General features: G+C 35.9%; 22 protein-coding genes and 1 pseudogene. 17 read left to right on the top strand and 6 right to left on the bottom strand.

What is annotated here, in order from left to right:
• Positions 1-14 precede the first annotated feature (14 nt).
• The 3 genes and pseudogenes from QUG14_RS04415 to QUG14_RS04405 all read left to right on the top strand — a co-directional run bounded on the left by QUG14_RS04415 (position 15) and on the right by QUG14_RS04405 (position 4,995).
• Positions 15-2,063 (top strand): peptidoglycan D,D-transpeptidase FtsI family protein, encoded by a 2,049-nt coding sequence (locus QUG14_RS04415; protein ID WP_289339319.1) that lies wholly within the window; start codon positions 15-17, stop codon positions 2,061-2,063.
• Positions 2,064-2,429: 366 nt separating this feature from the next.
• Positions 2,430-3,332, top strand: coding sequence for a class A beta-lactamase (gene bla, locus QUG14_RS04410; RefSeq protein ID WP_483310792.1), 903 nt, complete (start codon positions 2,430-2,432; stop codon positions 3,330-3,332).
• Between the two features lie 388 nt (positions 3,333-3,720).
• Positions 3,721-4,995 (top strand): annotated as a pseudogene (locus QUG14_RS04405) (IS110 family RNA-guided transposase).
• Positions 4,996-5,684: 689 nt separating this feature from the next.
• On the opposite strand, the gene QUG14_RS04400 reads toward QUG14_RS04405, so the two are convergent.
• A complete protein-coding gene (locus QUG14_RS04400) occupies positions 5,685-6,227 on the bottom strand; it encodes a DoxX family membrane protein (RefSeq protein ID WP_289339317.1) in 543 nt (180 codons plus the stop codon).
• 451 nt (positions 6,228-6,678) lie between these two features.
• Between QUG14_RS04400 and QUG14_RS04395 the strand changes: the two genes are divergently transcribed.
• Entirely contained in the window at positions 6,679-7,407 is a 729-nt protein-coding gene (locus QUG14_RS04395) for a carbon-nitrogen hydrolase family protein (RefSeq protein WP_289339316.1), read from the top strand.
• 716 nt (positions 7,408-8,123) lie between these two features.
• Positions 8,124-8,654, top strand: coding sequence for a hypothetical protein (locus tag QUG14_RS04390; protein ID WP_283864649.1), 531 nt, complete (start codon positions 8,124-8,126; stop codon positions 8,652-8,654).
• Positions 8,655-8,796: 142 nt separating this feature from the next.
• Here the strand turns inward: QUG14_RS04390 and QUG14_RS04385 are convergent, their stop codons facing one another.
• The gene (locus QUG14_RS04385) at positions 8,797-9,516 is read right to left on the bottom strand and encodes a metal-binding protein ZinT (protein WP_289339315.1); all 720 of its coding nucleotides are present in this window, start codon (positions 9,514-9,516) and stop codon (positions 8,797-8,799) included.
• A 500-nt stretch (positions 9,517-10,016) separates the two neighbouring features.
• On the opposite strand from QUG14_RS04385, the gene QUG14_RS04380 reads away from it, so the two are divergent.
• From QUG14_RS04380 to QUG14_RS04365, 4 genes are all read left to right on the top strand, one after another.
• A complete protein-coding gene (locus QUG14_RS04380) occupies positions 10,017-11,006 on the top strand; it encodes a hypothetical protein (RefSeq protein WP_289339314.1) in 990 nt (329 codons plus the stop codon).
• Positions 11,007-11,457: 451 nt separating this feature from the next.
• Positions 11,458-12,126 carry a DNA alkylation repair protein gene (locus QUG14_RS04375; RefSeq protein WP_289339313.1) on the top strand — a complete coding sequence of 223 codons (669 nt, stop codon included), beginning with the start codon at positions 11,458-11,460 and terminating at the stop codon, positions 12,124-12,126.
• Positions 12,127-12,560: 434 nt separating this feature from the next.
• Positions 12,561-12,749 carry a hypothetical protein gene (locus tag QUG14_RS04370; RefSeq protein ID WP_076370500.1) on the top strand — a complete coding sequence of 63 codons (189 nt, stop codon included), beginning with the start codon at positions 12,561-12,563 and terminating at the stop codon, positions 12,747-12,749.
• 511 nt (positions 12,750-13,260) lie between these two features.
• On the top strand, positions 13,261-14,415 hold the full coding sequence (locus QUG14_RS04365; protein WP_289339312.1) for an SEC-C metal-binding domain-containing protein: 1,155 nt from the start codon (positions 13,261-13,263) through the stop codon (positions 14,413-14,415).
• Positions 14,416-14,582: 167 nt separating this feature from the next.
• On the opposite strand, the gene QUG14_RS04360 is transcribed toward QUG14_RS04365, so the two are convergent.
• Together QUG14_RS04360 and QUG14_RS04355 are read right to left on the bottom strand one after the other, a co-directional pair.
• On the bottom strand, positions 14,583-15,245 hold the full coding sequence (locus QUG14_RS04360) for a DUF6944 family repetitive protein (RefSeq protein ID WP_289339311.1): 663 nt from the start codon (positions 15,243-15,245) through the stop codon (positions 14,583-14,585).
• A 126-nt stretch (positions 15,246-15,371) separates the two neighbouring features.
• Positions 15,372-15,692 carry a winged helix-turn-helix transcriptional regulator gene (locus tag QUG14_RS04355; protein ID WP_289339310.1) on the bottom strand — a complete coding sequence of 107 codons (321 nt, stop codon included), beginning with the start codon at positions 15,690-15,692 and terminating at the stop codon, positions 15,372-15,374.
• Positions 15,693-15,851: 159 nt separating this feature from the next.
• Here QUG14_RS04355 and QUG14_RS04350 point away from each other — a divergent pair, with 159 nt between their 5' ends.
• From QUG14_RS04350 to QUG14_RS04340, 3 genes are read left to right on the top strand one after another with little or no spacing between them, the layout of a single operon-like run.
• Positions 15,852-16,778, top strand: coding sequence for an aldo/keto reductase (locus QUG14_RS04350; RefSeq protein WP_289339309.1), 927 nt, complete (start codon positions 15,852-15,854; stop codon positions 16,776-16,778).
• 15 nt (positions 16,779-16,793) lie between these two features.
• Positions 16,794-17,642: an NAD-dependent epimerase/dehydratase family protein gene (locus QUG14_RS04345; RefSeq protein ID WP_289339308.1), complete on the top strand. Its 849-nt coding sequence runs from the start codon at positions 16,794-16,796 to the stop codon at positions 17,640-17,642.
• Positions 17,643-17,682: 40 nt separating this feature from the next.
• Positions 17,683-18,522, top strand: coding sequence for an aldo/keto reductase (locus QUG14_RS04340; protein WP_289344068.1), 840 nt, complete (start codon positions 17,683-17,685; stop codon positions 18,520-18,522).
• A 223-nt stretch (positions 18,523-18,745) separates the two neighbouring features.
• Here QUG14_RS04340 and QUG14_RS04335 read toward each other — a convergent pair whose 3' ends face one another.
• Complete coding sequence (locus tag QUG14_RS04335) at positions 18,746-19,258, bottom strand: DUF3189 family protein (RefSeq protein ID WP_289339307.1); 513 nt, start codon at positions 19,256-19,258, stop codon at positions 18,746-18,748.
• A 218-nt stretch (positions 19,259-19,476) separates the two neighbouring features.
• Between QUG14_RS04335 and QUG14_RS04330 the strand changes: the two genes are divergently transcribed.
• The gene (locus tag QUG14_RS04330; RefSeq protein WP_289339306.1) at positions 19,477-19,992 is read left to right on the top strand and encodes a DUF402 domain-containing protein; all 516 of its coding nucleotides are present in this window, start codon (positions 19,477-19,479) and stop codon (positions 19,990-19,992) included.
• 557 nt (positions 19,993-20,549) lie between these two features.
• Here the strand turns inward: QUG14_RS04330 and QUG14_RS04320 are convergent.
• Complete coding sequence (locus tag QUG14_RS04320) at positions 20,550-21,122, bottom strand: nucleotidyltransferase family protein (protein ID WP_289339305.1); 573 nt, start codon at positions 21,120-21,122, stop codon at positions 20,550-20,552.
• Between the two features lie 122 nt (positions 21,123-21,244).
• Here QUG14_RS04320 and QUG14_RS04315 point away from each other — a divergent pair, with 122 nt between their 5' ends.
• The 4 genes from QUG14_RS04315 to QUG14_RS04300 all read left to right on the top strand — a co-directional run bounded on the left by QUG14_RS04315 (position 21,245) and on the right by QUG14_RS04300 (position 24,690).
• Positions 21,245-21,499 (top strand): hypothetical protein, encoded by a 255-nt coding sequence (locus QUG14_RS04315; protein ID WP_289339304.1) that lies wholly within the window; start codon positions 21,245-21,247, stop codon positions 21,497-21,499.
• Positions 21,500-21,746: 247 nt separating this feature from the next.
• Complete coding sequence (locus QUG14_RS04310; RefSeq protein ID WP_289339303.1) at positions 21,747-22,904, top strand: PDDEXK family nuclease; 1,158 nt, start codon at positions 21,747-21,749, stop codon at positions 22,902-22,904.
• Between the two features lie 122 nt (positions 22,905-23,026).
• Positions 23,027-23,959, top strand: coding sequence for a DUF7916 family protein (locus QUG14_RS04305; RefSeq protein ID WP_289339302.1), 933 nt, complete (start codon positions 23,027-23,029; stop codon positions 23,957-23,959).
• 173 nt (positions 23,960-24,132) lie between these two features.
• On the top strand, positions 24,133-24,690 hold the full coding sequence (locus QUG14_RS04300) for a histidine phosphatase family protein (RefSeq protein WP_289339301.1): 558 nt from the start codon (positions 24,133-24,135) through the stop codon (positions 24,688-24,690).
• Positions 24,691-24,693: the final 3 nt, after the last annotated feature.

The raw sequence follows: 24,693 nt of genomic DNA, 5'->3' as shown, positions 1-24,693 counted from the left end.
AGGGCTGATGTGTTTTGAAGCAGAAATTACAGAAAGAAAATATAGTAATAATCCGATCGAGACTGAATGCTCTCTTTACCATGGTCTTTGTTCTTTTTTCTCTCCTGATTCTCCGCCTTGGTGTGATTCAAATTATCAAAGGGGAAGTCTTTGCGGCTCAGGCAAAGAGAACAGATGTGACGCCCGTCAGCTATTCCGTTCCGCGTGGGAAAATATACGATACGAATCATAAGTTAGTAGTCTACAATATTCCAGAAAAGGCGATTATCTATACACCGCCGAAAAATCCCCAGCCGGGCGAATTGCTTGAACTGGCCAATAAGTTAAATACCTTTCTGGACATGACTGATAAAGAGATCAATAAAGTGACCGATCGGGATTTGAAAGATATCTGGCTGGTTGTACATAACAATGGCACGGATTTAATCACAAAGAAGGAGGAGAAATTATACAATCAGAAAAAGCTTAATGACGAGGATTTATATCGTTTAAAATTGAAACGCATTACAGAAAGCAATCTAAAGGCAATGGACAAAAACTTGGCGGCAATTTACCGAAAGCTGTCGTCCGCCATCGCTCTAACACCGTCAATGATTAAAAATGAAAATGTAACAGAGGAAGAATTTGCAAAGGTAAATGAAAATCTGGAAGACTTGCCGGGTGTGGATGCTACGACCGATTGGAAAAGGGGCAAAACTTATGGGGAAACGTTTTGGAATATGCTTGGGGAAGTAACAAGTGAAGATGAAGGTTTACCCGCAGAAAAGGTAGATTATTATACAGCTAGAGGGTACAGCTTGAATGACCGCGTCGGGAAAAGCTATATTGAAGAGCTATATGATGGCGTTTTGCAAGGCCAAAAGGAAAAAGTAAAAACAGTAACTGATCAAGATGGAAATGTGGTGAGTACAGACATTGTATCGGAAGGGAAGAGCGGCAACGATATTGTTCTGACCATTGATATGGACTTCCAAGCCCAAGTGGAAAATATTATGCAGGAAGAATTAGTTAATGCAATCCAAAAGCCGCATACGGATACCCTTGACACTGCCTTTGTTGTGGCAATGGAACCGAAAACAGGTCACATTCTGGCGATGTCAGGAAAAGTATATAACAGGCAGTCCCGGAAGTTTACCGATTTTACACCTGGGGCCTTCACTTATGCGTTTGAACAGGGTTCCGTTGTAAAAGGGGCAACCGTATTAACTGGATATCAATCGGGTGTCAGGGATTTCGGGGAAATCGTGCTGGATGAGGTCATGCGATTTAAGGGGTCGGGAACCTTTTCCTCCTACGAAGTTATGAACAAAATTAACGAATTAGAGGCATTAGAGCGTTCATCGAACGTATATATGTGGAAAACCGCGATTGAAATTATGGGCGGCAACTATGCTCCCAATGCCACACTGAATATTGATCCGAAAAAAATTGAAACCATTCGCTATTATTTCAATCAATTTGGTTTAGGCATCCCGACAGGTATTGATTTTGATAATGAAACGGCAGGAATTAAAGGAACCAATACTAGCACCTACTTTCAGATTGCCATCGGACAATTAGATACCTATACTCCGATGCAAATTGCCCAGTATATTACAACGATTGCTAATGGAGGATACCGGATGAAGCCTCAATTAGTAAAGGAGATTCGTGAACCCAATATGAATGGCAATGAACCGGGTAACGTAATCGAAGAAATTGAACCAGTGGTGTTGAATCAGGTGGATATGAGTGAGGAGATGATTAAGCGGGTTCAACAAGGTTTTTGGCAGGTTACCCATGGTGCCAAAGGAACAGCGAGAGGATATTTTAAAGAGGAACCGTACAATGCCGCGGGTAAAACTGGAACCTCGGAATCCTATAAAAATGGGGTGAAGACTTGGAATCTTTCTTTTGCTGGTTATGCTCCATTCAATGATCCCGAGATTGCCATTGCCGTTATTGTACCCAATGCCTACCGTGATGGTTATGCTCAGCCGCACAGTGCAGCTAATATCATTAGCCAGCGGGTTTTTCGAGCATATTTTGACCCTAATGAAAAAGGACAGCAAACTACAAAATGATTGACATCTATTTATTACAAGTGTAGTATAACGTTTGTAATAAATACTACAATTGTAGTATTTTTAACACAATCTAATATTACGCATGTAATCAAATTGGAGAAAGGAGGAAATTCTCACTAGCAATAAGGGCAGCAAAAGTTTATGGAAGTGATATTGAATATTAAAAAACTGAAAACAGAATAAATATTTCGTTGCATAAATAATCGAATTAAATTCGAAAGTAATCTACAATTTTTAGAATCTGTAGTTAATAGCAGACGGTGTTAATCAATACATACTGATTAAACCCACTTATTCTATTTTCACGACATCTATTAATAGAAAGAGGTTAAGATCTTGAGGAAAACACATGATATTTGCAGTATGAAAAATTTTATCAATGCACTGCTTGTCCTAGTGGTTGCAATTGTATCCCTCGGCGGCTGGTCGGCCACTAATAAACCTTCGGACAAACCCGAAAAGGCAGTCAAGAAAACACCAGCACCCCATATACACCGTGAGTTTGCAGAACTCGAGAGCCAATTTGACGCGCGGCTTGGAGTCTACGCGATTGATACAGGTACAAATCAGATCGTTTCCTATCGGCCTCATGAACGGTTCGCATACGCATCTACTTACAAAGCTCTAGCAGCGGGTGCATTGTTGCAGCATTACTCAATTGATCAACTCGAGGAGTTAGTCACTTACAACAGCGAGGACATCGTTCCGTATTCACCCGTGACAGAGCTTCACCTAGATACTGGGATGACTCTTCGGGAAGTTATCGAGGCTGCTGTCCGATATAGTGACAATACCGCTGGGAACCTTTTATTAGACAAACTGGGAGGCACTGAGGGATTCGAAACAGCACTGAGGCAGATTGGCGATAAGGTTACACAGGTTGATCGCTACGAGACTGATTTGAACTCAGCTATTCCTGGAGACACACGTGACACTAGCACACCAAAATCACTTGCTATGAACCTTCAGGCTTTCGCAGTCAGCGACTTGCTCCCTATTGAAAAACGTAAGATCCTAACAGATTGGATGCGTGGAAATACCACTGGAGATGCATTGATTCGTGCTGGCGCACCAACAGGTTGGGAAGTCGATGATAAGAGCGGGGCAGGAAGCTATGGAACGCGGAATGACATTGCGATTGTTTGGCCGCCGAATAGAGCTCCCATTGTCATAGCGGTCCTATCCAGCCGCGATACACAGAATGCCATTTATGACAATACGCTTATATCAGAAGCCGCCAAGGTTGCACTTAACGTTCTGAAGTGAACAGATAAATAAATTTACACATCACAATTCTCAATTGCTTCAGTGAACAGGCTTATCATTCAGTCATCATATACACACATTAGAAAGATTTAGTATGTGCTGACTGTTTTTTCTAGATACTAATAGGAATGGACAACATTAAGGCAATAGCTGTAAATTAATCGTGTAAGATAAAGGAATTAATTATTTCTCGAAAAACTTGTTCAACTGCGGGTGCAAGAATAGAAGATCCAGGCTGCCATCTAGGCGGCTTTTCTAATTGGACTAACGAAGCAGGTTAGCATTCCTGTAGATCGTTAATTATCAGGTTTGAAAAAAATAAAGCCCCTCAGTAAGATATGAGTATAGACACCACTCTAACTCAGACTCTTAAGGAGGAAGCCCTACTATGAATTTTAAAATGCAAGACAAACAAAATCAACTAATAGAAAGAATTTCCGATACACATCTTATTGTTGGTGTAGACATTGCTCAACAATTTCACGTTGCTCGAGCTGTAAACTTCCGTGGAATTGTAGTCGGAGATCCCCTTACATTTGAAAATAATGAAGAGGGGTTTGTTAAACTGCAAAATTGGATTGAAAAGTTAAAAAGACTAAAAAATCTAGATTCCACAATAGTAGGTATGGAACCTACTGGCCACTACTGGAAAAACCTATCTAACTGGCTTGTTAAACAAAAAATTGAGGTAGTAACAGTCAATCCCCACCTAGTAAAGAGAAACAAGGAGAATCGTGATAACACTCAGTCAAAGAGTGATAAAAAAGATGCACTCGTTATCGCTGATATGGTGAAAAACGGCTATTATTCCTTTGTTCACCCTTCATCTGAATCCTTTGAGAAACTTAGAGTTTTAATTTCTAATCGTGACGTGATTGTTAAACGTCTCGTAAGCTCTACCAATCAAATCCATAGATGGGTAGATATTGTGTTTCCAGAGCTTAGACAAGTATTTAAAGATGTTACTTGTAAAGGGGCAATTGCAACCCTCCGATTGTTTCCTATTCCTAATGAAATAGCTTCTTTTGAGCCTCTAGATGTCATGAGGGGATGGAAGTCTTTAATGCAGCGACAACCAGGATCCAAAAAGGCTCAATTACTAATCAATCTAGCAAAATCCTCGATTGGAACTGGACAAGCACTGGACGCTTATAAGTTCCATTTAGAACAATTACTGGAGGAGTATGACCTCGCAATTAAACAACTCGAAAGAGGTGAATAACAAGTTAAAGAAGTTTTCAATAAAATCCCATTTGCAAGGAAGCTGCTTATGATTAAAGGTATAAGTGAAATTTCATTAGCTGGCATTTTAGGAGAGGCTGGAGATCTAAGTGGGTTTTCTCATGGGAATTCCCTATTACGCCATGCAGGACTCCATTTAGCTGAAGCAAGCTCAGGAAAATGGAAAGGGCAGATTGTCCTCTCAAAACGAGGGAGGTCTAGACTACGGCGTTTCCTCTACCTAGCAACCATGAGCCTTGTGATGAATAACCCTGAGTTTAAAGCTATCCATGCATATAATGTGAAGGTCAAGAAGATGAAGAAAATGAAGTCTATCATGAAGTTGGTCGGAAAATTAGCAAGAATTTTTGTAGGTATAGCTAAGCGAAACGAATCTTACTGTGCAAATAAATTACAAGAAACAATCCCATTGGCAGCATAGAAACAGTATGACTAAAAGTCTTATAGTTAAATAGTTATCTTAGATTTTTGAATGTTGTCTTATTCGTAGGATTTCAAATATGCACGGAGTACCAGGTTTCTTAAACAAAAGGGCACTGTGACCCATCAGGTTAGCATAACTGGCCTCCACCCCTTGGATAGGCATGACGAAGGAATGAGAGGGCAATTGACCCGTTGAGACATGGGAGGGAAAGCCTCCAAGGGCGGCGTGGAGATGTGTATTATATGGTAAAATATGGAGTGGCGGCTGACTCCTTTATTTAACTATGCCTTCACGAAGCCAAGATGATCTGAACTCATTTCAATTACACGTAAATCCAATTACAAGGGTTATGAAATCCTGCGAATAAGTGAGCATTCAAGAGATATTCGTATCAAACTGAGGGAGTTCAAGATTAAGCAAGCTTGTATCATAAATAGAACAAAGTTTAATGAAGTACAAAAGAAAACCGTCATAATAATGACAGTTTTTAATTTTCATAAAATTGAAGTGGTATTTTAGAATTTAATTTTAAATAATGATATATTAACTAAAAATTGAGTAGTAAGGGGGAATTGACATTGAGGATTACAACAGTTTTGTTATATATTTTTATTTTGTTTAATATTATAGGGTTGCTCTATTGGATAGGTACAATGTTAAAAGGAATATTTAACTAAAAGCACTATTTAAGAACTACTATAATTTTTTTCTTTATTAGATGGTATAGAGGCAGTTCTTTTTCCTTCTTTTTCATAGATGACAAACAGAGTATCTAATTTAAAATATTTATCGAGACTGAAGTAATATATATTTGACCTAAAAATAATTAATGAAAATGCACTTGTATAAAGAATCAGGCTAATTAAATTTATATTTCCAGAAAGTATAAAGTTAATATGCATAAAGAGACAAGAAAGGATAGAAGGTATGGTAAATAAACCTACAATAAGAAATATACCAAGTATAATTTGGGCAATTGGGATAACGTAGTTCAAAACCATTACATGTTCTAAAGCTATATTCTCTAAAAAAACTTTATAAAAGGGTGGGACATTGGACTTTTGTAATGAATTTATTAGATAATCCTTCAAAAATAAACCTGGTTCGCTAAACCATAACTTATCAGTAATTTTAGTCACTCCTGCCAATAACCAACCTACTCCAAAAAGAATACGCATTAAAACAATAAGTGATGGAAACAATCCTACACATTTTCTTATTTTTACCAAAATTTTTCCTCCTTTGTTTTTTCTTAAAGAAAACTTTTTTCCCTAAAGAAGTTGTTTTTTCCCTAATGAATCATATGTTAAATAGGTTAAAATGTTTCTTTTTTGCACAAAAGTTTACCATGGGAAAGATTTAGTGTAAACATATATTATTAGTCAATGGAACTAGTTTGTAATGAAGTTATATAGTAATTAACACTTTATTTTCAAAATTTACTTTGTCCCTATAACCATTTGGTAAACCGTATTAAAACATAAGTAATCCAGCAGTACAGTTACCCTTTTGAACGCAAGAGTTGAAGATCTAGCTACCATTCCAGGTGGCTTTTTCTTATTAACTAACAGGGCAGATTAGATCAATTAGTCTTGTCAGAATTATTATTACTTAGAAATATAAACAGAATGATATAATTTTTAATTACATTAATTTTAATATCTAAAAGGGGGATTTAATTTGAGTAAATTAAGAGTTGCTTTATTGCACTTGCTACCAATCGCAGGTGAAATAAAAAAAAATCAATGTCTTATTGAAAAAGCAGTTAAACGAGCGGCAGATCAAAATGTAGATTGGATTATAACCCCCGAATTAGCAGTTAGTGGCTTGCAATTTTCTCAAAAGATCGGAACTAAGTGGATAAAGCAGCAACCCGATGAATGGATGACAAACTTTTTAGATTTAATTCGGTCTTTGAATACTGTTGTATTTCTTGGTTGTCCTGAAAAGTCAGAAAGTGGAGAGCTTTATAATTCAGTGTTTGCTATAAACCGAGATGGTCAAATAATAGGAAAACAAAGGAAAATAACAAGTATAATAGATGATTGGTCTACTTCCGGTGCTTTCATTGAACCAATAAATATGGAAAATGTTAAAATTGGTGTTTTAATATGTGCAGATGCCTACACTAAAAATATTGCAGACAGATTTTTAGCTAAAGGAGCAGAGATTCTAATTGCCCCGTCCGCCTGGGGTCCAGGTCTATACGGACCAAACGGTGAGTGGGAACAAAGATCGATAGATACTGGATTATGTTTATTTGTTTGTAATCGTACTGGAGAAGATGAGTCAGTTACCTTTTGGGAAGCTGAAAGTCTGATCATTAAGAACGGTAAACCCCTCCTTAAACATAAATCGAAACAATCTGCAATTCTAACTTTTGATTGGGATTTAGAAAAAATGGATTAATTTCAACCGACTTTGAAGTTGAATATATATTTTAGGTATTTAAAGCTGTTTTTAAAGGGAAGGTTTAATACTAAATTAAAAAGATTGTGAAGAAATATACTTAAATTAACGAAGGTTCTCTTCTTCAAGTAACGGGTCTTTACCTCAAGAGCTGGCTGCTAAATACGGCAGCCTTTTTCTTATTGAACTAAAGGAGCAGGTTAGTTGAATAAGATGATAGATGTAATCCTTTGGGATTAAATGTTTTGCTTTGTTAGAACGATAAATTAATTGGTATCTATAATGACTAGTTACAAGGAAGTCAATTTTAAGCTTTACTTAATACAAAATGAAGTTTTCTGGAATGATTATTTGCGTTGAGCAATCATAAGAATTAGTTGAGTCTCTACCTTGCTCAAATTTATGAAGAATATCTACTTATTGAGTTAAACGGGAACGTAGAAAAAAGGGATGTGAAATAGAAATGGAGAAAAAATTATTATCTATTGGATTACAAATTTTAGTTTTATATTCGTTTGTATTAATTTGTTTAGTTAAATAAAGGTATGGACTTAATTGAAAAAGAATTTGGGAAAAGGGCAATCATTCGTGGGGGGGATTTTTCTTTTTCAACCATCAGATGCCATCGAGGTCATACACAAATGCAAAGAACTTGGACTGAACATACTTGGCTTTATTTATCAGAATATTTAAAATATTCAAAGGGGGAATGATTTTTGAAAAAGAATATTTTTAGTTTTATACTTGTTATTATTTCAATTTTTCTGTTAAGTATTGGGATTTATCAAGGAATTAAAATTCACAAATTAGGAATTAAAAATCACAAATTAGCTTCAAGCTTAGAAGAAAAAGCAATAAAAGAAGTAAAAGCAAAAGCAGAAATAAAAGCACAAAAAAAAGAAATAGCAGAAATTAAACAAAAAGTAGAAGATATGGAATTTGGAGATAAACTTTGGGATATGATTTATAATGCAAAAATTGATGTAATAAAAAATGAAACAACCTTCATAAAAAGTTATACAATGATAAATACCAGTGGTAAAGCATTAAAGGATGTATTTATTGATTATTTTATTTATGATAAAAATGGAGTTAAAATTGCTAAATCAACTATGGTTTATACTGAACATATTGGAATTGGTCAAAAGTTTACAATGACAGCAGATGTAAGTGCAATTCAAGGTAGAGATATTGAATTAAATTATGTAACTTGGGATTATGCCGAAGGAACAGATATTACGAATTAAAATATTGTGAAGTTTTGTACTTAAACTATAGGGTGCTTTACTTTAATAAGGGTAAAGCCTTTTTTTGTTCCACTAACGGTGCAGTTTAGTTGAATTAGCCAGGATAACAAAAAAAACCGCATACAATGCGGCCGTTTTACAATTAATGTGCATTCATTTCTTCTACGATTTCTTTCCCACTTAAATTAGAAGGATAATAAGTTGGCCAATTCTCCAATTCATTTAAAAGAGTGTCATGCTCTTCACCCCCAAAATAAATATGGTAATGTTCTGATTTTGTTGGATAAATACTATGATCACTAAATTGGACATGTTTTGGTACCCCATTAACTTCTTCAACTAAATCAAAAAGATAACGTACTCCTCTATTTCCAGATTCATAAGTTAAAATCTTGTATCCATGATACTTATATTCTCCTGTTTTTCCTTCTCCATTTTTATAAAATGTGATCGTATTATCTTTTATAACGATTCGTTCAATGTCGGTTTCATACCCGACTTTATAATAATCTTTGTACTCTTCAAAGGTTTTATCTTTGTTTGTTTCGACTTTTTTATGTAAGACCTCATCTAAAATTCCATCTAATAAAAAAGGATAGAGTGATTGCCAATCTCCTTCCCAATCTGATAATTCTCTATCTTCAACTTCGTCATCTTGGAATATCCCTGAATATATCTCTTGCTTTTTTTCATCATCGTGACTATGTACATGGCTATGATTATGGGAATGCTCGGTACTTTCTGTAGATTCAGAATCAGAAGAAGTATTTTTAACAGGTGTATCTACTTTTTCTTGGCATCCTGCCAGCATTGTACCTAATAAGGAAAACGCAACTATTGATTTTATAAGGTCTTTTTTCATAAATATAAACTCTCCTTTTCTTTTTTAATAAAATAATAACGATTACGACTTGTTTTTTTCTGACTTTTTAAATTAAGAAATACCAGCTGACAAACTCAATCAGTTTCTTGTTTTAATAAAACAAGAATCCAGAAATGAATTAACACAGAATATGTACGTGGATATTACTAGTAATAAATTCTTAAATGTCTAAAAGACTTGGATAGAAACAAAAGATTTAAACAACTGTCCTCATATTTATCACCTTTCGTAAATTATTTAAAAAGGAACTTTATATTTTATTCAAATCGTAATGGTTCCTTTTTATACCTTTATGAATATACTATGCTTTAAATTTTCTGTCAATATAAAACGTAATGATTATGATTTGAATTTAAAAATAGATTGTGAAGTACTGTACTTAAAGTAACGGAGCAGTTTAGTTGAACAAGGAAATAAAGATAAAGTTAAAGAATATATGATAAATATGCAAAAATAAATTTAATTAAAGGAGGAATTCTATGCATAATAAATTTATTGATTTATTGCTGGATAAGACAGCTAGTGTTGGTGCACGTATCGGTCCAGCATTAAGAAGATACGATAGTAGCGATTTTAAAGATGCCCTTTTTCGTGTTGCAAATGATTTGACAGATAACAAATTGATAAGACGTGCTTGTGGAGAATCCTTGGCGGATATTTGGATAAGAACTAACCATTTTGATTTAGATTCTTTATTAAATTTACAAGGTATAGCAAAATTAGTAGTACTCGACAAAATTATGATGAAGAAACCAACCTGGTATAAAAAATTTTTAAAAAGCGGAGGGGAAGAACTTACGCCTAAAAAATTCATTGATTTATTGCTGGATAAGACAGCTTGTGAGCTTGAGCGTGAATATGCAGCTACTCTTTTAGTTAGATACGATAGTAGCGAAGTTAAAGATGCTCTTTTTCGTGTTGCAAATGATTTGACAGATAACAAATTGATAAGACGTGCTTGTGGAGAATCCTTGGCGGATATTTGGATAAGAACTAACCATTTTGATTTAGATTCTTTATTAAATTTACAAGGTATAGCAAAATTAGTAGTACTCTACAAAATTATGATGAAGAAACCAACCTGGTATAAAAAATTTTTAAAAAGCGGAGGGGAAGAACTTACGCCTAAAAAATTCATTGATTTATTGCTGGATAAGACAGCTTGTGAGCTTGAGCGTGAATATGCAGCTACTCTTTTAGTTAGATACGATAGTAGCGAAGTTAAAGATGCTCTTTTTCGTTTTGCAAATGATTTAACAGATAGCGAAGATATAAGATTTACTTGTGGAGAATCCTTGGCGGATATTTGGATAAGAACTAACCAATTTGATTTAGATTCTTTATTAAAATTACAAGATATTGCAAAAGTTAGAGCACTCGAAATAATTATAATTGAGAAAGAAACCTGGTATATAGAATATTTAAAAAGGGGAGGGGAAGAACTTAATAATTTGTTGAATGACTTTTGAACCATTGCTAGAGGGGATATTGGAAAAGGTATGTTTTGTTGTCCTTATGTTACTTTTTTTACTTATATTTCTCGTAAGTCAAAGTTGATAATAATTTTAAACATAATTTCTATTGTATGTTTTTTTATGATGGGAGTTGTTTTGTTCGGTAGATAAACTCCCAGGAGAAGTAGTAAATCTAAAGTATTATGATGCTAATTGAACTAACAGGGTGCGTTTCTTTAAAAAGGAATGCTCTTTTCGTATCCAATTAAAAGGAAGTAAATGTTATTATTATATTAAAGATGGTTGCTCTTCTATTATAGGTGGAGAAAGCTTTAATACGATATATACTACAATATTAACTTTGGAGACACACCACTGCAATAAGACTTATAACGAAATTAAGTTCTTGATATATCCCGTCAAGGACATATTATGAAACAGTGCTTTAATAAAGGAGCTGTATAAGATGAATGAAAATAAAGGTACAGAAATAAAACGCTTTTCAAAAGCAGAAAACATTCTACCTCAGATCAATAGTAAAACTAAGCTAGGCGACTTACGAAAAATCGCGAAGGACATTAAAAAAGATCACGAACTAGCTATGGAACTTTGGTCAACCGAAAAGTTTTTGCCCAGACTATTAGCAATCTTAATTATGGACAAAAAACTTCTTTCACAAGATCTGCTAAATAAGCTTGATAAGGATATGCAGACTCACACTTTTGATGAGCGAAATAACTTAATGGATTGGTTAATGGCTAATCAGCTCACCAAAGACAAGAAGAATATTGCATTGATGGAGTCATGGGAAAATAGTCCTTCTGCTCTTCAAAGGCGAGCTTTCTGGTATTATCAAGGGCGATTGAGATGGACTGGACAAACACCGCCTGATAACACTGCATACTTGCTATCTGCATTAGAAGCTAATATTACGCAGGAAGAACCGGAAGTTCAATGGGCTATGAATTTCACCGCAGGCTGGATAGGCGTTTATGATGAAAAGAATCGTGCACGTTGTATTAAACTTGGTGAGAAAACGGGTCTTTACAAAGATGAAATAGTAGCAAAAGGATGTACTCCCAGCTATTTGCCGGAGTTCATTACAATTGAAGTTAACAAACGACATAATAATTAGTTACCTCTGAAAATTTATTAGGGTTTAATGCAAAAAATAAAGGAATTCAAAGCCTCAATATGAAAATTGTAATAGGATTGGACCGAAAAATAAAGAAAACAACGCGTTATGGCAGCTAGTTAGTGAAATATACAAGGAAGATGTAAAGGATTAACCCACTATCTCTTTTTGGTCTGTAGAGCGCTTATCTTTAAGAAGAACAACTTTCCAGCTGCACAGTACAACGATACTGTTCAGCAGGAAATAAAAAAGGACGATTTCCACATAAATGGTGATCGTCCTTTTTCAACTAATGGGGGCGATAGTGAAAGAACGGGTATCGCTGCGGCGAGCCTTCTTTGTTATAGAACTAACGGTGCAGGATAATACAATAAGAAGAATATGTCCCATGTCTCATCAGACGAATAGTATTCATTAAGAAAGGGATGACTACGATGACAAAATTATCTTATAGTGGTTTAAAATATGGGGAAAGTGATGTGGAAGTAAAATTACTGGTGGATATACAAAATGATTGGTTTGAGATAACGCATACGAAGGAAGTGTCTCAAGTAATGAATAAATCAACAGGTGAATATATCATAGTAAAACGAAACACCCTGAAATTTGAGGTTGTTTCATAGTACGATGAGATTGTGAAGTATTGTACTTAAAGTAAAGGGTCATTCGTATTATGAGGTTAACCAGTTTTTACTGGTTGACCTTTTTTTAATAGATTCTATTATATCAGTAGCCAGGGTAGGACGTACGGGTGCGTGGGACAATGATCCAGTCAACTAAACTGTCCGCCCCCTACTTTTAGAAACATGTTTGAGGCTGGTTGGGACGCAGATCTCGTATAACAAGCGAAGCTATGATATTTCAAGGTGGAATAGGGGTTACTGGTGAGTAATTTTTGAGAGGAAGAGATAAAAATGAATCCAGTAGTTGGTCAGTATAGTGAAATGAGCCATTTAAATTTTTACAGCTAAAACAGATACAAAAGGCAGCACAAATTGGCCAACATTTTCGATTGCATTTTCGGTTTTTACGACAGGAAACGGAACCCGTTATGATTCGGCTCGTTTTTTACTTTGCCTGTATAATAAAGTAGAATAATTGTACAGATAACATAAAAGAACGAGAGGGTACATAATGACCTTTTTAGAAAAAATTAAACCACACTTGATTAGCGATGATATTTTAATTCAAGAGGTAGTTCTGCATGCCCTGCATGATTATCCGCATGTCCCAGAAGAATGGACCAATGAATTGCTGAAAGAAGCATTTCGAAATAAAGTCAAACTATCCTCGATCTTGATTTATGTAGAAAATCAAACCTTCAATGAAGAGGCTGTTAAGTTATTACTTGAACATATCCCATTAATGGACCCGTCCAAACGTCATTTGGCGGTGAACTTAATCCAACGAATCGAACCAGAACTAGCTCTTAAATATAAGAAACAGCTTCAAGAATATATTCCGAAGAGCACATGGACTTTATATGATTTATTGATAGATGGCACCCAAGAAGAAGTGTACTCGGAATATGGTCAAATCTTAAATGACCTTGAGCGTTCCGGTTCTGAGCAGCATGCTTTCTACATAAACGCAAAAAGACTTGCAGCCTGTTTGGTGAAAAAGGGCTGGGTTACAGAAAATGAAATGGACCTTGTACTTGAAGAGGAATTAAAGGAACAATGGTTTTCTTTTAATGGAATCTTAACGGTCTATATGATTGGATTGTTAAAATTAGAAAGATATATTCCTTTATTGGTTCGCTTATTGGATCGCGATGAGGACAGTTTGTTAGAAGAACTATCCGCAACGTTAATCAGTTTCCAGAGTGATCAGGTGGTTAAGGAAGTAGCACCTTATCTTAAAAAAGACAATTCCATTATTTATGCAGCTTCGATTGTTGAAAATATTAAGTCAGACTTGGGGGTTAAGGTTTTAAGAGAAGCGTACACTTCTGCAAAAGAACTGGATCATCAAGATATTCTCATCGAAGCACTTTGTCACCAGCTTTCCGAAGAACCTCTCCCTGAAATTAACGAACATATGAAGCTTGATTATTCTTCTGGCCTTGTTGATATTGAACAGACCGTCTATAGCTACTTTTCGATACTTGGATTAAAGCATAGAGAACTAGCCCTATGGAGACAAGTCGCACTGGAAAGAGAATTGGACTTTAGGCAAAAGGGGAATGATTTCTCGCAAGCTCCTGTCCGAAACGTAATTAAAGTTGGCAGAAATGATCCATGCACTTGTGGCAGTGGGAAAAAATATAAAAAATGCTGTGGGAAATAATAAAACAATTTCCGTTCATATGGGAATTCGTGAATAAGACAATAAGGGCCTCTACAGGAGGTCTTTTTTAATTCATGAAAAGCAATTTTGAATTAAATAACAGGTATACACTGTTTATCAGATTAATATATAAACAAACTAATTACATCGGTCTTGGTTGCACTCAATCAGGTATAAGTGAAAGAATAATTCTTATAAGAATAGGGATATGAATCACCATTTACATTTTTTTTCGTTTGTTCCATGTTTTCAACCTCAAGGGTAATGGCATTAATTAATATTAATGAACCAATGAATTGAATCCAGCTACCAACTAATAGAATCTGTTCTCCAATTACATTTTTTTCGTTAATAACATAAATATTACCGATTGCTCCTAAAAAAGAGCCTAACGAAATGAAGCTATTTCCTGTAATAGCAAGTGTCCTATAGGATGAAACTTCTTCAAGGGATGCACCAATTGCTTCAAAGGCTGCACCAAGACCTTGGACTCCACTGCCAAGGGTATCTATTATTATTCCCTCATCCTCAGCGCCATTAATGTCAATACTTACTCCAACTGAATTTGTAGTATTACCAGCCGCCTCAAGCCAATTACCGAAGATGGTATATAGTTGCGATAGCTCCCGCTCTGGTTTTAACAACCTGGTTCTCCCAATGGCTTGCAACGTATTTCCGAGAGCTTCAATCCCATTTCCTTTTATGATTAAATCTTTCCCCAGATCGCTGTGGGTGAAAGTTTGCTGGGTCTGCCCGATTGTATCAATAAGTGAGCCAATTCCTAGTAACCATGCTCCTGAAATAAGAAGGTCTTCTCCACGAATAGTCATTTTCCGAAACGCTCCTTAAAGGGGGTATCTTATAGTATTCATAACCCAGCGTAAATTTACATACACAAACAGGAAAATACCTTCAAAACTCACTTTCTAAATTAAATAAAAAATTTAAAAATAACTCTAAGCCCAGTAAGAACCCCAGTATTTCATTTCTTTGATTATGGTATGTAAGGATTGTCCCTTTTCAGTAAGTGAATATTCAACGGTTACGGGTACTGTAGCGTAAACAGTCCGAATTAGAACACCATTGGATTCTAAATGTCTTAGCGTATCGGTTAAGGCCTTTGGACTTACATTTGAAATTGCCTTCTGTAATTCTCCAAACCGTTTTGTCCCTTCGAATAACTCTCTTAATACGAGAAAAGACCACTTTCCACCAATTACACTAAGTGCTTTTTCAATCGAACATTCAATCTCTAAAGTTTCTTTTATTTCGCTCATAGACTACCTCTTTCTAATTTATAGAAACTATAAATTTTATAGTAAATAATATATAGGTTAGTATATCAAAAATATTTCAGTGGTTGTTGTTTAAATGATGAAAACGTATACTTTTTTGTGTAAGGTAATTATCAAGATATAGAAAGGGAGATCAAACAAATGAAATACCGCAAGCTTGGAAAAACAGATTTAAATGTGTCTGTTGTCGGAATTGGTACTTGGCAATATGGCGGAGAATGGGGAAAAGATTTCACACAAAAAGAAGTGGATGAAATCCTAGACAAAGCCAAGGAAATGGGAATTAATTTGATTGATACAGCCGAATGTTACGGTGACCACCTTTCTGAAAAATTTATCGGCAGCTACTTAAAGAATCAAAACAGGGAGGATTGGATTGTCGCAACCAAATTCGGCCATCATTTTCATGAATCCTTCACCCGTACAAATCATTGGTCCGCTGGGGAAGTCGTTAAGCAGTTGGACGATTCTTTAAGAGCTCTTCAAACTGACTATGTAGATATATATCAATTTCATTCTGGCAGTGATGACGTATTTCAAAATGAAGAATTATGGACTGTGTTGGACAAGCAGATGAAGGCAGGTAAAATCCGCCATTTAGGAATATCAATCGGTTCAAACCAAAATATCTATCAAACGGACTTAGCAACAGAAGTAAATGCCAGTGTGATTCAGGTTGTGTATAACCGGTTAGACCGTAAACCAGAGGAGCAAGTTTTTCCTTCCTGTGAAGTGCAAAATCTTGGGGTCCTGGCCCGGGTACCATTAGCAAGCGGTTATTTAAGCGGCAAATATAAGCCAGGTGCAGTATTTGATCAAAACGATGTTCGGAATAACCACTTACAAAGTGAAGTGTTAAAACAGCTTAAACTAGTTGAAGAAATTCAAAAAAATGAAGTCCCAGAAGGAGTTAACATGGCTCAATGGGCACTTGCATGGTGCCTAAAGCATCCAGCCGTTACGAGTGTAATTCCAGGATGCAAAAATGTAGAACAAGTTGAATTAAATGCAATGGCTGCAGACTTAGAATTGGTATCAGTTAATCATCCACAAGCTGTGGAAGTTTAAATCGGAGGTATGAAAATGCCAAAAGTAGTTGTAACAGGTGGCAGCGGCCTTTTAGGTCCAGATGTGATAAAAGAATTTTTAAATCATGGGTATGAAGTGGTTAATGCCGATACTAGGCATCCAAAAGAAGCGATTTGTAAAACGGTGATTACAGACTTAACAAATCTTGGCGAAGTTTATGGCGTCTTAGCAGGAGCTGATGCGGTTGTACATCTGGCAGCTATACCCGTTGCATACTCCCATCCAAACGAAGTAACATTCCAAAATAATGTGATGAGTACCTATAATATTTTAGAAGCAGCAGGGAATTTAGGAATTAAAAAGGCGGTGATCTCCTCGAGTGAATCGTCCTATGGCATTGTTTTTTCAAGACAGAATTTAGCACCGAAATATGTGCCTATCGATGAAGAACATCCACAACTGCCGGAAGATAGCTATGGATTATCGAAAATCGTGAATGAGAAAACCGCAGATATGATCCATCAAAGAACAGGTATGCAGGTTGTATCGATGAGGTTAGGTAATGTAATCTCGCCTGAGATGTATAAGAATTTTCCTAGTTTTATACATAAGCCTGAATTAAGAAAAACGATTCTTTGGAGCTATATTGATACAAGAGACGCAGCAACCGCTTATCGTTTAGCAGTAGAAACAGACGGACTAGGCTCAGTCCCTCTCTGTATTGCTGCCGATGATTCGAGTATGGATATGGAGAGCATGCAGCTTATGGAAACCTGTTTTCCGGAAGTGAAGGATTTCAGAAGTGATTTGTCAGGATTTCAATCATTGTTAAGTAATGAAAAGGCTAAAAAGCTATTAAATTGGCAGCCTGTTCATCAATGGAGAAATTATGTAGAGATATAAGAAATCTATTTTTATAAAGAGATAAAGGAGAGAGAGTATGATGACAAAAGGATTGCTAAGTACGACTACGTTAAACAATGGTGTAAAAATGCCTTGGCTCGGATTTGGTGTGTTCAAAGTACAAGAAGGAGCGGAAGTTGTTAATTCAGTAAAGACCGCCATTGAGGTCGGGTATAGAAGCATTGATACAGCTGCTTTTTATCAAAACGAAGAGGGAGTAGGTAAAGCGATAGCTGAATCCAACATCCCTCGTGAAGAGTTATTTATTACAACGAAGGTCTGGAATGGTGATCAAGGCTATGAATCTACCTTGGCGGCCTTTGAAACGAGTTTGAACAAATTAGGTTTAGACTATTTAGACCTTTATTTAATTCACTGGCCAGTACCTTCTAAAGGATTATATGTGGAGACATGGAAAGCGCTTGAGAAACTTTATAAGGATGGACGTGTCCGCGCGATTGGAGTAAGTAATTTCAATGTGAACCATCTCGAAAACCTCCTTGCAAACTGTGAAATTAAACCGATGGTGAACCAAGTGGAATATCATCCTGTCTTTAATCAAAAGGAATTACATGATTTTTGTAAAAAGAATGAAATCCAGCTTGAAGCATGGTCCCCCCTTATGCAAGGCAGTCTTCTTAACGACCCAGTACTAGTTGAGATTGCGAATAAGTACAATAAGTCTACTGCCCAAGTGATCCTGCGTTGGGATATCCAGACAGGTGTGGTGACGATTCCAAAATCAATCAAACCTCAACGTATTGCTGAAAATGCGGATATCTTTGATTTTGAACTTACACAAGAAGATCTAAATCAAATCAGCACTCTTAATCAGAATAAGCGTCAGTTCGGTGACCCTGAAGTGGTCGGAAGAGATTAATAGATCTTATATTGGAGCGGAAGAAACAGAAAATCTCACCAGAGTTTATTTATATTATATATACAAGTTAGATCGTGTGGTGGGCTTCCTCTGGAAGTCCATTTCTTATTTTTTCAGCAGGAAGTTTCGACAATAGATAAAAATGATTCTGAATGTAAAGTGATTAGTATACGTTCACGAATTCTATACGATACGTAGACATGATTCCTCACCTTTAGTAGTTTTACTTGTACTTTTCATTTTCTAAAATAATCACATTTTCATTGGGAGAGGTGGCAGCGACATGCTTCGTATTCTCCACCAACCGGTAAATATTATCACAGCATTGTTTGGCACCGACCACTAATAAAGGGACGCCAATGACATCAATATTCAGCTTTCTTGAAAACAATCCCCCAAGGGACATGGCCAAAGGAACAGTTGGGGAGGTATTTGAAAAGACAAGCTTTTCGTTTACATGAAATTTTTTCTGAAAGACCAACGCCAAATCTTGCATTGCAGGCACCACATATTTGTTTCGTTTACGTCCAATGGTATAAACGGAGTTACCTTCCTCATCAATTCCATGAAAAAGAAGTTTTCCAAAATCCTTTTTCGTTAATTGATTAAAATATGGGACATGAAGGATTTCTTCCTTCGTCAGTTTTCTTTCTGATTGCGGCAATTGTTTCAAATGGTAGGCAGCTGCCAAAGCAGTGGAGTGGGTCCCAGCGAAATCATTATAGATATATAACATCGGAAATCATCCTCTAAATATTCTCTTACCTATAATATGGGTATTTTTAGTATTAACATACAAAGGGGTTCGGTACAAAATATACTTTTTAAGTATTTAATCTACTTCAAAAAAAGGATTCTCCGAAATACGAAAGGGGGATTTTTGGAAAATATAGCTAGTTTTATAGTAAAATATATGAATACCAAAAGTTTAATATATGATTGAGGATGATTAGATTGAGTAAAATTATAAAAATTAAGGCTCTTAAATACCCTGATATTCTCCACTATGAGTGGGAAGGCGAACTACTTCGCCACACTCCAGATTATGTACTCGTCTTATGTAAACCTGGCCGGAAATTGGTTCATCATACCAAAAATAAGGTATTTACTGTCAATAACACCTCATTAGAATTTTTTTCTTTACGCGAATGGTTCACTGCTGCGTTGGAAATTGAAGAGGGAAAGGTTGTTTCTGCATATTGTAATGTAGCAAAACCATCCGACTTTCATAATGGTGAAATAAGCTTTATTGATTTAGATTTAGATTATATTCAGGAAAAGAATAAAGATTGGAAAGTAGTGGACGAGGATGAATTTGAGTTAAATAGTATTAAATATAACTATCCAGTAGAATTAAAGAATGAGGCTGTTAATGCACTAGCAAAGTTAAAAGAAGAAGTACAATTAGGAAATTTCCCTTTCAACAAGCAAGTTTTGTCTCAACTCGAAAACCACTATTTACATGACTAAACTGAGCGTGATCTTCTATTTTTGATACGTGTACAGGAGACTATACAATAAATAAAAAGGGGAATAGATATGATTGGTTTATTTAATCTTGGTAGTCTTATACTTGGACTCATTGCTTGGATACTTCCTATAATCAATCTAATAAGAAATGAAAAGCATAACCATAAGAAATGGGCCATTTTTTCCATAGTAAGCATAAGTTCGTGTGCTATTTCGTTATGTTTCCAGATTTATTATCACTATCACCTAGTAAAGAGTAAGGATTAGACTGCACTTATGGACACTACGGGTGCCACGGTGACCGCTTCAATAGTTCTTCTTACCGTTACCATCCTATTAAATACAATTAATTTGGTGGTATATCGTCGTAGAACAGCAATATAGGATATCAAACTACGGTTTATATGGTAATCGTGAAATAAGCTATTTGTATTTTACTATCATAGAGAGGGTATTAGTTCTATAACCCTTCGAAATAAATAAAGTATACAGCCTAGTTCATTGGGACTAGGCTATTTTTTATACTGTCTGTTATCATTCGGTTTTCGGGAGGCATTCTACAAATGGAGTTGGTGGACTTTAATCTTATGCCAAATAGACTTCCAATTCTTTCTTTTAATTCGCTCCTCGTAAATGGCAGCTAGTTCTTTAGTTTCCGTAAAATAGGGAGTCGGTTTCACCTCTAAATTGATAACATCATCTAACCCCCAGGGAGTAGTAAGAACTAAATTATTTTCCTTATCGAGTTTCACTCCTAGAGCTGTTGCAGTTTCTGGAAACCTCGAAATAGCATCTTCCGAAGAAGTATAGGAAGGAAGGTCATTCATGATGTGCATTCTTGCTTGATTTTTCACGGACCAAGGTATAGTAGGCATCATAGTTACTAGATTTTTCTCTAATTCTTTTTCAAAATTCTCATCCATGTTTTTGTTATCAAAATAGATGACATCGACATCTGGGAGCTCAGTTCTTTCACTAAATCCATGCAGTGTATCCCAGATTTTTGAACGCACAAATCCTGCACATATCCACCAGTCAGGTAAATTCAGTGTGCTTACAATCATAATAATCTCCATCATTATTTCATCGCTGCGGATTAGTTTTATTAAATCTTCTTTATTCTTTAACATGTTATTTTAACTCTCCTGTTTCAGAACGTACATTCCTATCCTAACACGTTAAAGTGAATTGTTGTAGGATATTCCATATTTTTAAAATGACAAATTTCTTTTGGGTAAGAAAGTTACATGATGTGATGCATGACAACTCGGGGATTACAACCTATAATGAGCAAGCTTATCATGAAGGGAATAAAGGGAACACATTGGATATCCCGTATGAAGTAAGTGATAACGGTGGAGAAGAACTATACCGGAAACATTTTGAACAAGGCAGGAAAGAGCGAAATCTTAAACTTGGGATTGTATGGTTAGGTATTGTTTCTATTTCGATCTTTATTATTTATTTCTATAAGAAATGGAAAAAGGCTTTATATAATGAACAATAAAATGAAGCAGAATCTTTCATATTAGTGGTATAAGTCATGAAGAGGCAGCGGTGTATCCGGTGCCTTTATTCTCGTACAATAAGTCAATAGTAGGTAACCTTTCAATATTTTGGTAAGATAAAATTATTACAAAAATAGTGTTAGTATAAGTTTTGAGAGGTGAAATGTGTAAAAAGCAGGCGGTCGCTGCTTATATTACCCTATTGCGAGTCAAGTATTAAGATCGATTGGAATGGAGGTCAGGTTGATGCATAAGGGCAGTATTTTTATTATCAAGGAAGATAACAAGTTACTGAAAATGCAAGAGACGTCTTACGACTCGGAGGAGATTCTTCAAAAACTTTTAGATAGCTATCCTGATCTGCTTGCGGGTGATCAAATGAATCGGGATAACCCAAGAAGATGGCTGCCAATTGCTAGAGAGTTTGGGATACCCTCGGGAATGAACGCAACTTCCCAATGGCGCATTGATCATTTCTTCATTGATCAGGACAGTATTCCGACATTCATTGAGGTAAAGCGGAGCTCAGATACCCGAATTCGAAGAGAAGTCGTGGGACAGATGATGGATTATGCAGCAAATGCCACCAAGTACTGGCCAATGGAATCCATTCAATCTGCTTTTATTGAAAAGTATGTAAAAGATGGGAAAAATTCGATTCAGGTTCTGAACGATTTACTAGGCATTGAAGCAGAAAACGAGGCTGACATTGAAGAATTCTGGTCCAAGGTTCAGGAGAATCTGCGTAATGGTGTAATCCGAATGTTATTTGTAGCAGATGAGATTCCAGAGGAACTAAGAAGAATCATTGAGTTTATGAATGACCAGATGACAAAATCCGAGGTCCTAGGTATTGAAATTAGACAATACCTAAATGTAGAAAATAATCTAAAAACACTTGTACCGCAGGTGATTGGTTTAACCTCCAATGCCATACTAACGAGGAAGCCTGCACAAAAGCACCAATGGAATGAAGATTTGTTTATGAATGAAATTAGCAATAAACTAGGAAGTGAGGCAAGAGAAGTCTACCAGGATATTTTCAATCATCTTTCAAGCGGCACTTATCGGATATGGTATGGGCAGGGTCAAAAAAGTGGCTCTATTTTCTTTTTATATGATGGTATAAATAGTCATAATCTATTTTGTATGTGGACATATGGTGCATTTGAACTCCAATTTCAGCATTTGAAGTTTCATCCGCCATTCTCAGATTTGGAAAAGAGAATGGAGTTCCAATCAAAATTAAAAGTATTATTGGGTGTTGAACTTACAGATGATAGCTTAAACAAACGTCCTTCGTTTTCATGGGAAAAATTAAAAACGGAAGAAGCTAGAAAGAATTTCTATGAAATATTGGATTGGGCAGTGAAAGAAATAAAGACTTATGAGAATGGTGATTAACATCACAAAATACCAAAAGTTTTGGTCCGTCTTCCAATTTCACATTTTTATAAAAAGAGATTGAGGGAATGATCTCCTGTTGAAATACTAAGATAACAGAATAAATAAAAGAGGTGAATGAAATGAAAAGGATATTAGATTGTAGAGGTTCTGATTTTCGGCAAATGGGCAGGGAAGATTTAAAACAGGCAATTCGTGCAGCAGAAGGTAGAACGATATTGGCTGAAACGGTCGTGACATCACAACCCTTGCTTCCTGAGGTTTCCAACCCGGAAGTGATGAAGGCATTCGGAGCGGATATGATATTACTGAACTTGTTCGATGTGATGAACCCTAAAGTAAATGGTGTGGATTCATACAGCATTTTTCAACCCAATGTTTCAGGCAGTGAAGTAGATGAAAAAATCATACATAAAATCAAAGAACTAACGGGCCTGCCAGTCGGCATTAATCTTGAACCTGTTGATGCGAATGCGAACTCCTTAGAAAAATTACATTCATTGCCGGAAGGACGTACAGCAACTGAGAATTCACTTGCAATGGCAAAGCAATTGGGTTGTGATTTTATTTGTTTAACGGGTAACCCAAAATCAGGGGTGACCAATGAGAAAATTGAACAGGCGATTACATTGGCGAATAAACATTTTGGAGGGCTGATCATAGCGGGGAAAATGCATAATGCTGGAACGGCAGGAAGCGTATTTGATTTAGATGCATTTTCTCGCTTTGCAGACGCAGGGGCAGACGTCATTCTCTTCCCCGCACCAGGAACCGTCCCTGGTGTTCGTGAGGAAACTCTTGCTCATGCAATCGAAAACGTTAAAAGTAAAGGGGCGTTAACCCTAGCGGCAATTGGCACCAGTCAAGAAGGTGCAGATGAAGAAACAATCCGTGCAATTGCGTTAAGCTCGAAACGAGCAGGAGTAGATATTTTTCATATCGGGGATGCGGGGTATTCTGGTATGGCATTACCTGAAAATATTCAAACCCTTTCGATTACGGTTAGGGGTAAGAGGCATACTTATATCAGAATGGCTGCATCTGCTTTAAGATAATAAAATTTGATTTTCCCTTTCTGTTAATAAGAAAGGGATTTTTTTGTCCTTCATTCACTAATTGCTTTTTCTTATTGAAGTAAAGGAGCAGGTTCGGGAAAGAAGGAAAATAACTACATATGTTGAATTTATCCTTTTAGAGTAATAAGGAATTAATAGGGGAGAGGCTAAATTTGCTAACTAACCTTTTTTTCGTACGACACGCTCATTCAACATATACACCTGATGAATTAAGAAGACCCTTATCAGAAAAAGGTCAAACTGACGCAGAACTAATTACTCAAATTCTAAAAAAGGAAAATATAGATTATGTGATTTCAAGTCCATACAAAAGGGCAGTTCAAACAGTCGAAGGTGTCGCAGATTTTTTTGGTAAAGAAGTTATAATTGAGAATAGTTTTAAGGAACGGATACTGTCTGAAGGTCCTATTGAGAATTTTGCTTTAGCTGTCACTAAAGTTTGGGAGGAACCTGCCTTTTCTTGGGAAGGCGGAGAATCCAATATTATTGCACAGAAACGAGGAGTTGAAGCAACTTTAAAGGTTTTAGAAAGGTATGAAGGTAAAAACATTATAGTAGGAACACACGGTAATATAATGGTTCTAATCATGAATTTCTTTGATAAAAAATATGATTTTACTTTTTGGAAAGAACTTCATATGCCAGACATTTATAAATTAACTTTTAATGGAACGACACTAAAAGAAGTAAATCGAATCTGGAAATTGTAATTG

The sequence above is a fragment of the Neobacillus sp. CF12 genome, from assembly GCF_030348765.1.
GTDB lineage: Bacteria > Bacillota > Bacilli > Bacillales > Cytobacillaceae > Neobacillus.
This window is presented reverse-complemented; position numbering and strand designations above follow the sequence as displayed.

Bases quoted from the DNA above. Each gene is read 5' to 3' on its own strand.
- bla (WP_483310792.1), top strand. From the start codon at position 2,430: ATGAAAAATTTTATCAATGCACTGCTTGTCCTAGTGGTTGCAATTGTA.
- QUG14_RS04385 (WP_289339315.1), bottom strand. From the start codon at position 9,516: ATGAAAAAAGACCTTATAAAATCAATAGTTGCGTTTTCCTTATTAGGT.
- QUG14_RS04380 (WP_289339314.1), top strand. From the start codon at position 10,017: ATGCATAATAAATTTATTGATTTATTGCTGGATAAGACAGCTAGTGTT.
- QUG14_RS04375 (WP_289339313.1), top strand. From the start codon at position 11,458: ATGAATGAAAATAAAGGTACAGAAATAAAACGCTTTTCAAAAGCAGAA.
- QUG14_RS04370 (WP_076370500.1), top strand. From the start codon at position 12,561: ATGACAAAATTATCTTATAGTGGTTTAAAATATGGGGAAAGTGATGTG.
- QUG14_RS04365 (WP_289339312.1), top strand. From the start codon at position 13,261: ATGACCTTTTTAGAAAAAATTAAACCACACTTGATTAGCGATGATATT.
- QUG14_RS04360 (WP_289339311.1), bottom strand. From the start codon at position 15,245: ATGACTATTCGTGGAGAAGACCTTCTTATTTCAGGAGCATGGTTACTA.
- QUG14_RS04355 (WP_289339310.1), bottom strand. From the start codon at position 15,692: ATGAGCGAAATAAAAGAAACTTTAGAGATTGAATGTTCGATTGAAAAA.
- QUG14_RS04350 (WP_289339309.1), top strand. From the start codon at position 15,852: ATGAAATACCGCAAGCTTGGAAAAACAGATTTAAATGTGTCTGTTGTC.
- QUG14_RS04345 (WP_289339308.1), top strand. From the start codon at position 16,794: ATGCCAAAAGTAGTTGTAACAGGTGGCAGCGGCCTTTTAGGTCCAGAT.
- QUG14_RS04340 (WP_289344068.1), top strand. From the start codon at position 17,683: ATGACAAAAGGATTGCTAAGTACGACTACGTTAAACAATGGTGTAAAA.
- QUG14_RS04335 (WP_289339307.1), bottom strand. From the start codon at position 19,258: ATGTTATATATCTATAATGATTTCGCTGGGACCCACTCCACTGCTTTG.
- QUG14_RS04320 (WP_289339305.1), bottom strand. From the start codon at position 21,122: ATGTTAAAGAATAAAGAAGATTTAATAAAACTAATCCGCAGCGATGAA.
- QUG14_RS04310 (WP_289339303.1), top strand. From the start codon at position 21,747: ATGCATAAGGGCAGTATTTTTATTATCAAGGAAGATAACAAGTTACTG.
- QUG14_RS04305 (WP_289339302.1), top strand. From the start codon at position 23,027: ATGAAAAGGATATTAGATTGTAGAGGTTCTGATTTTCGGCAAATGGGC.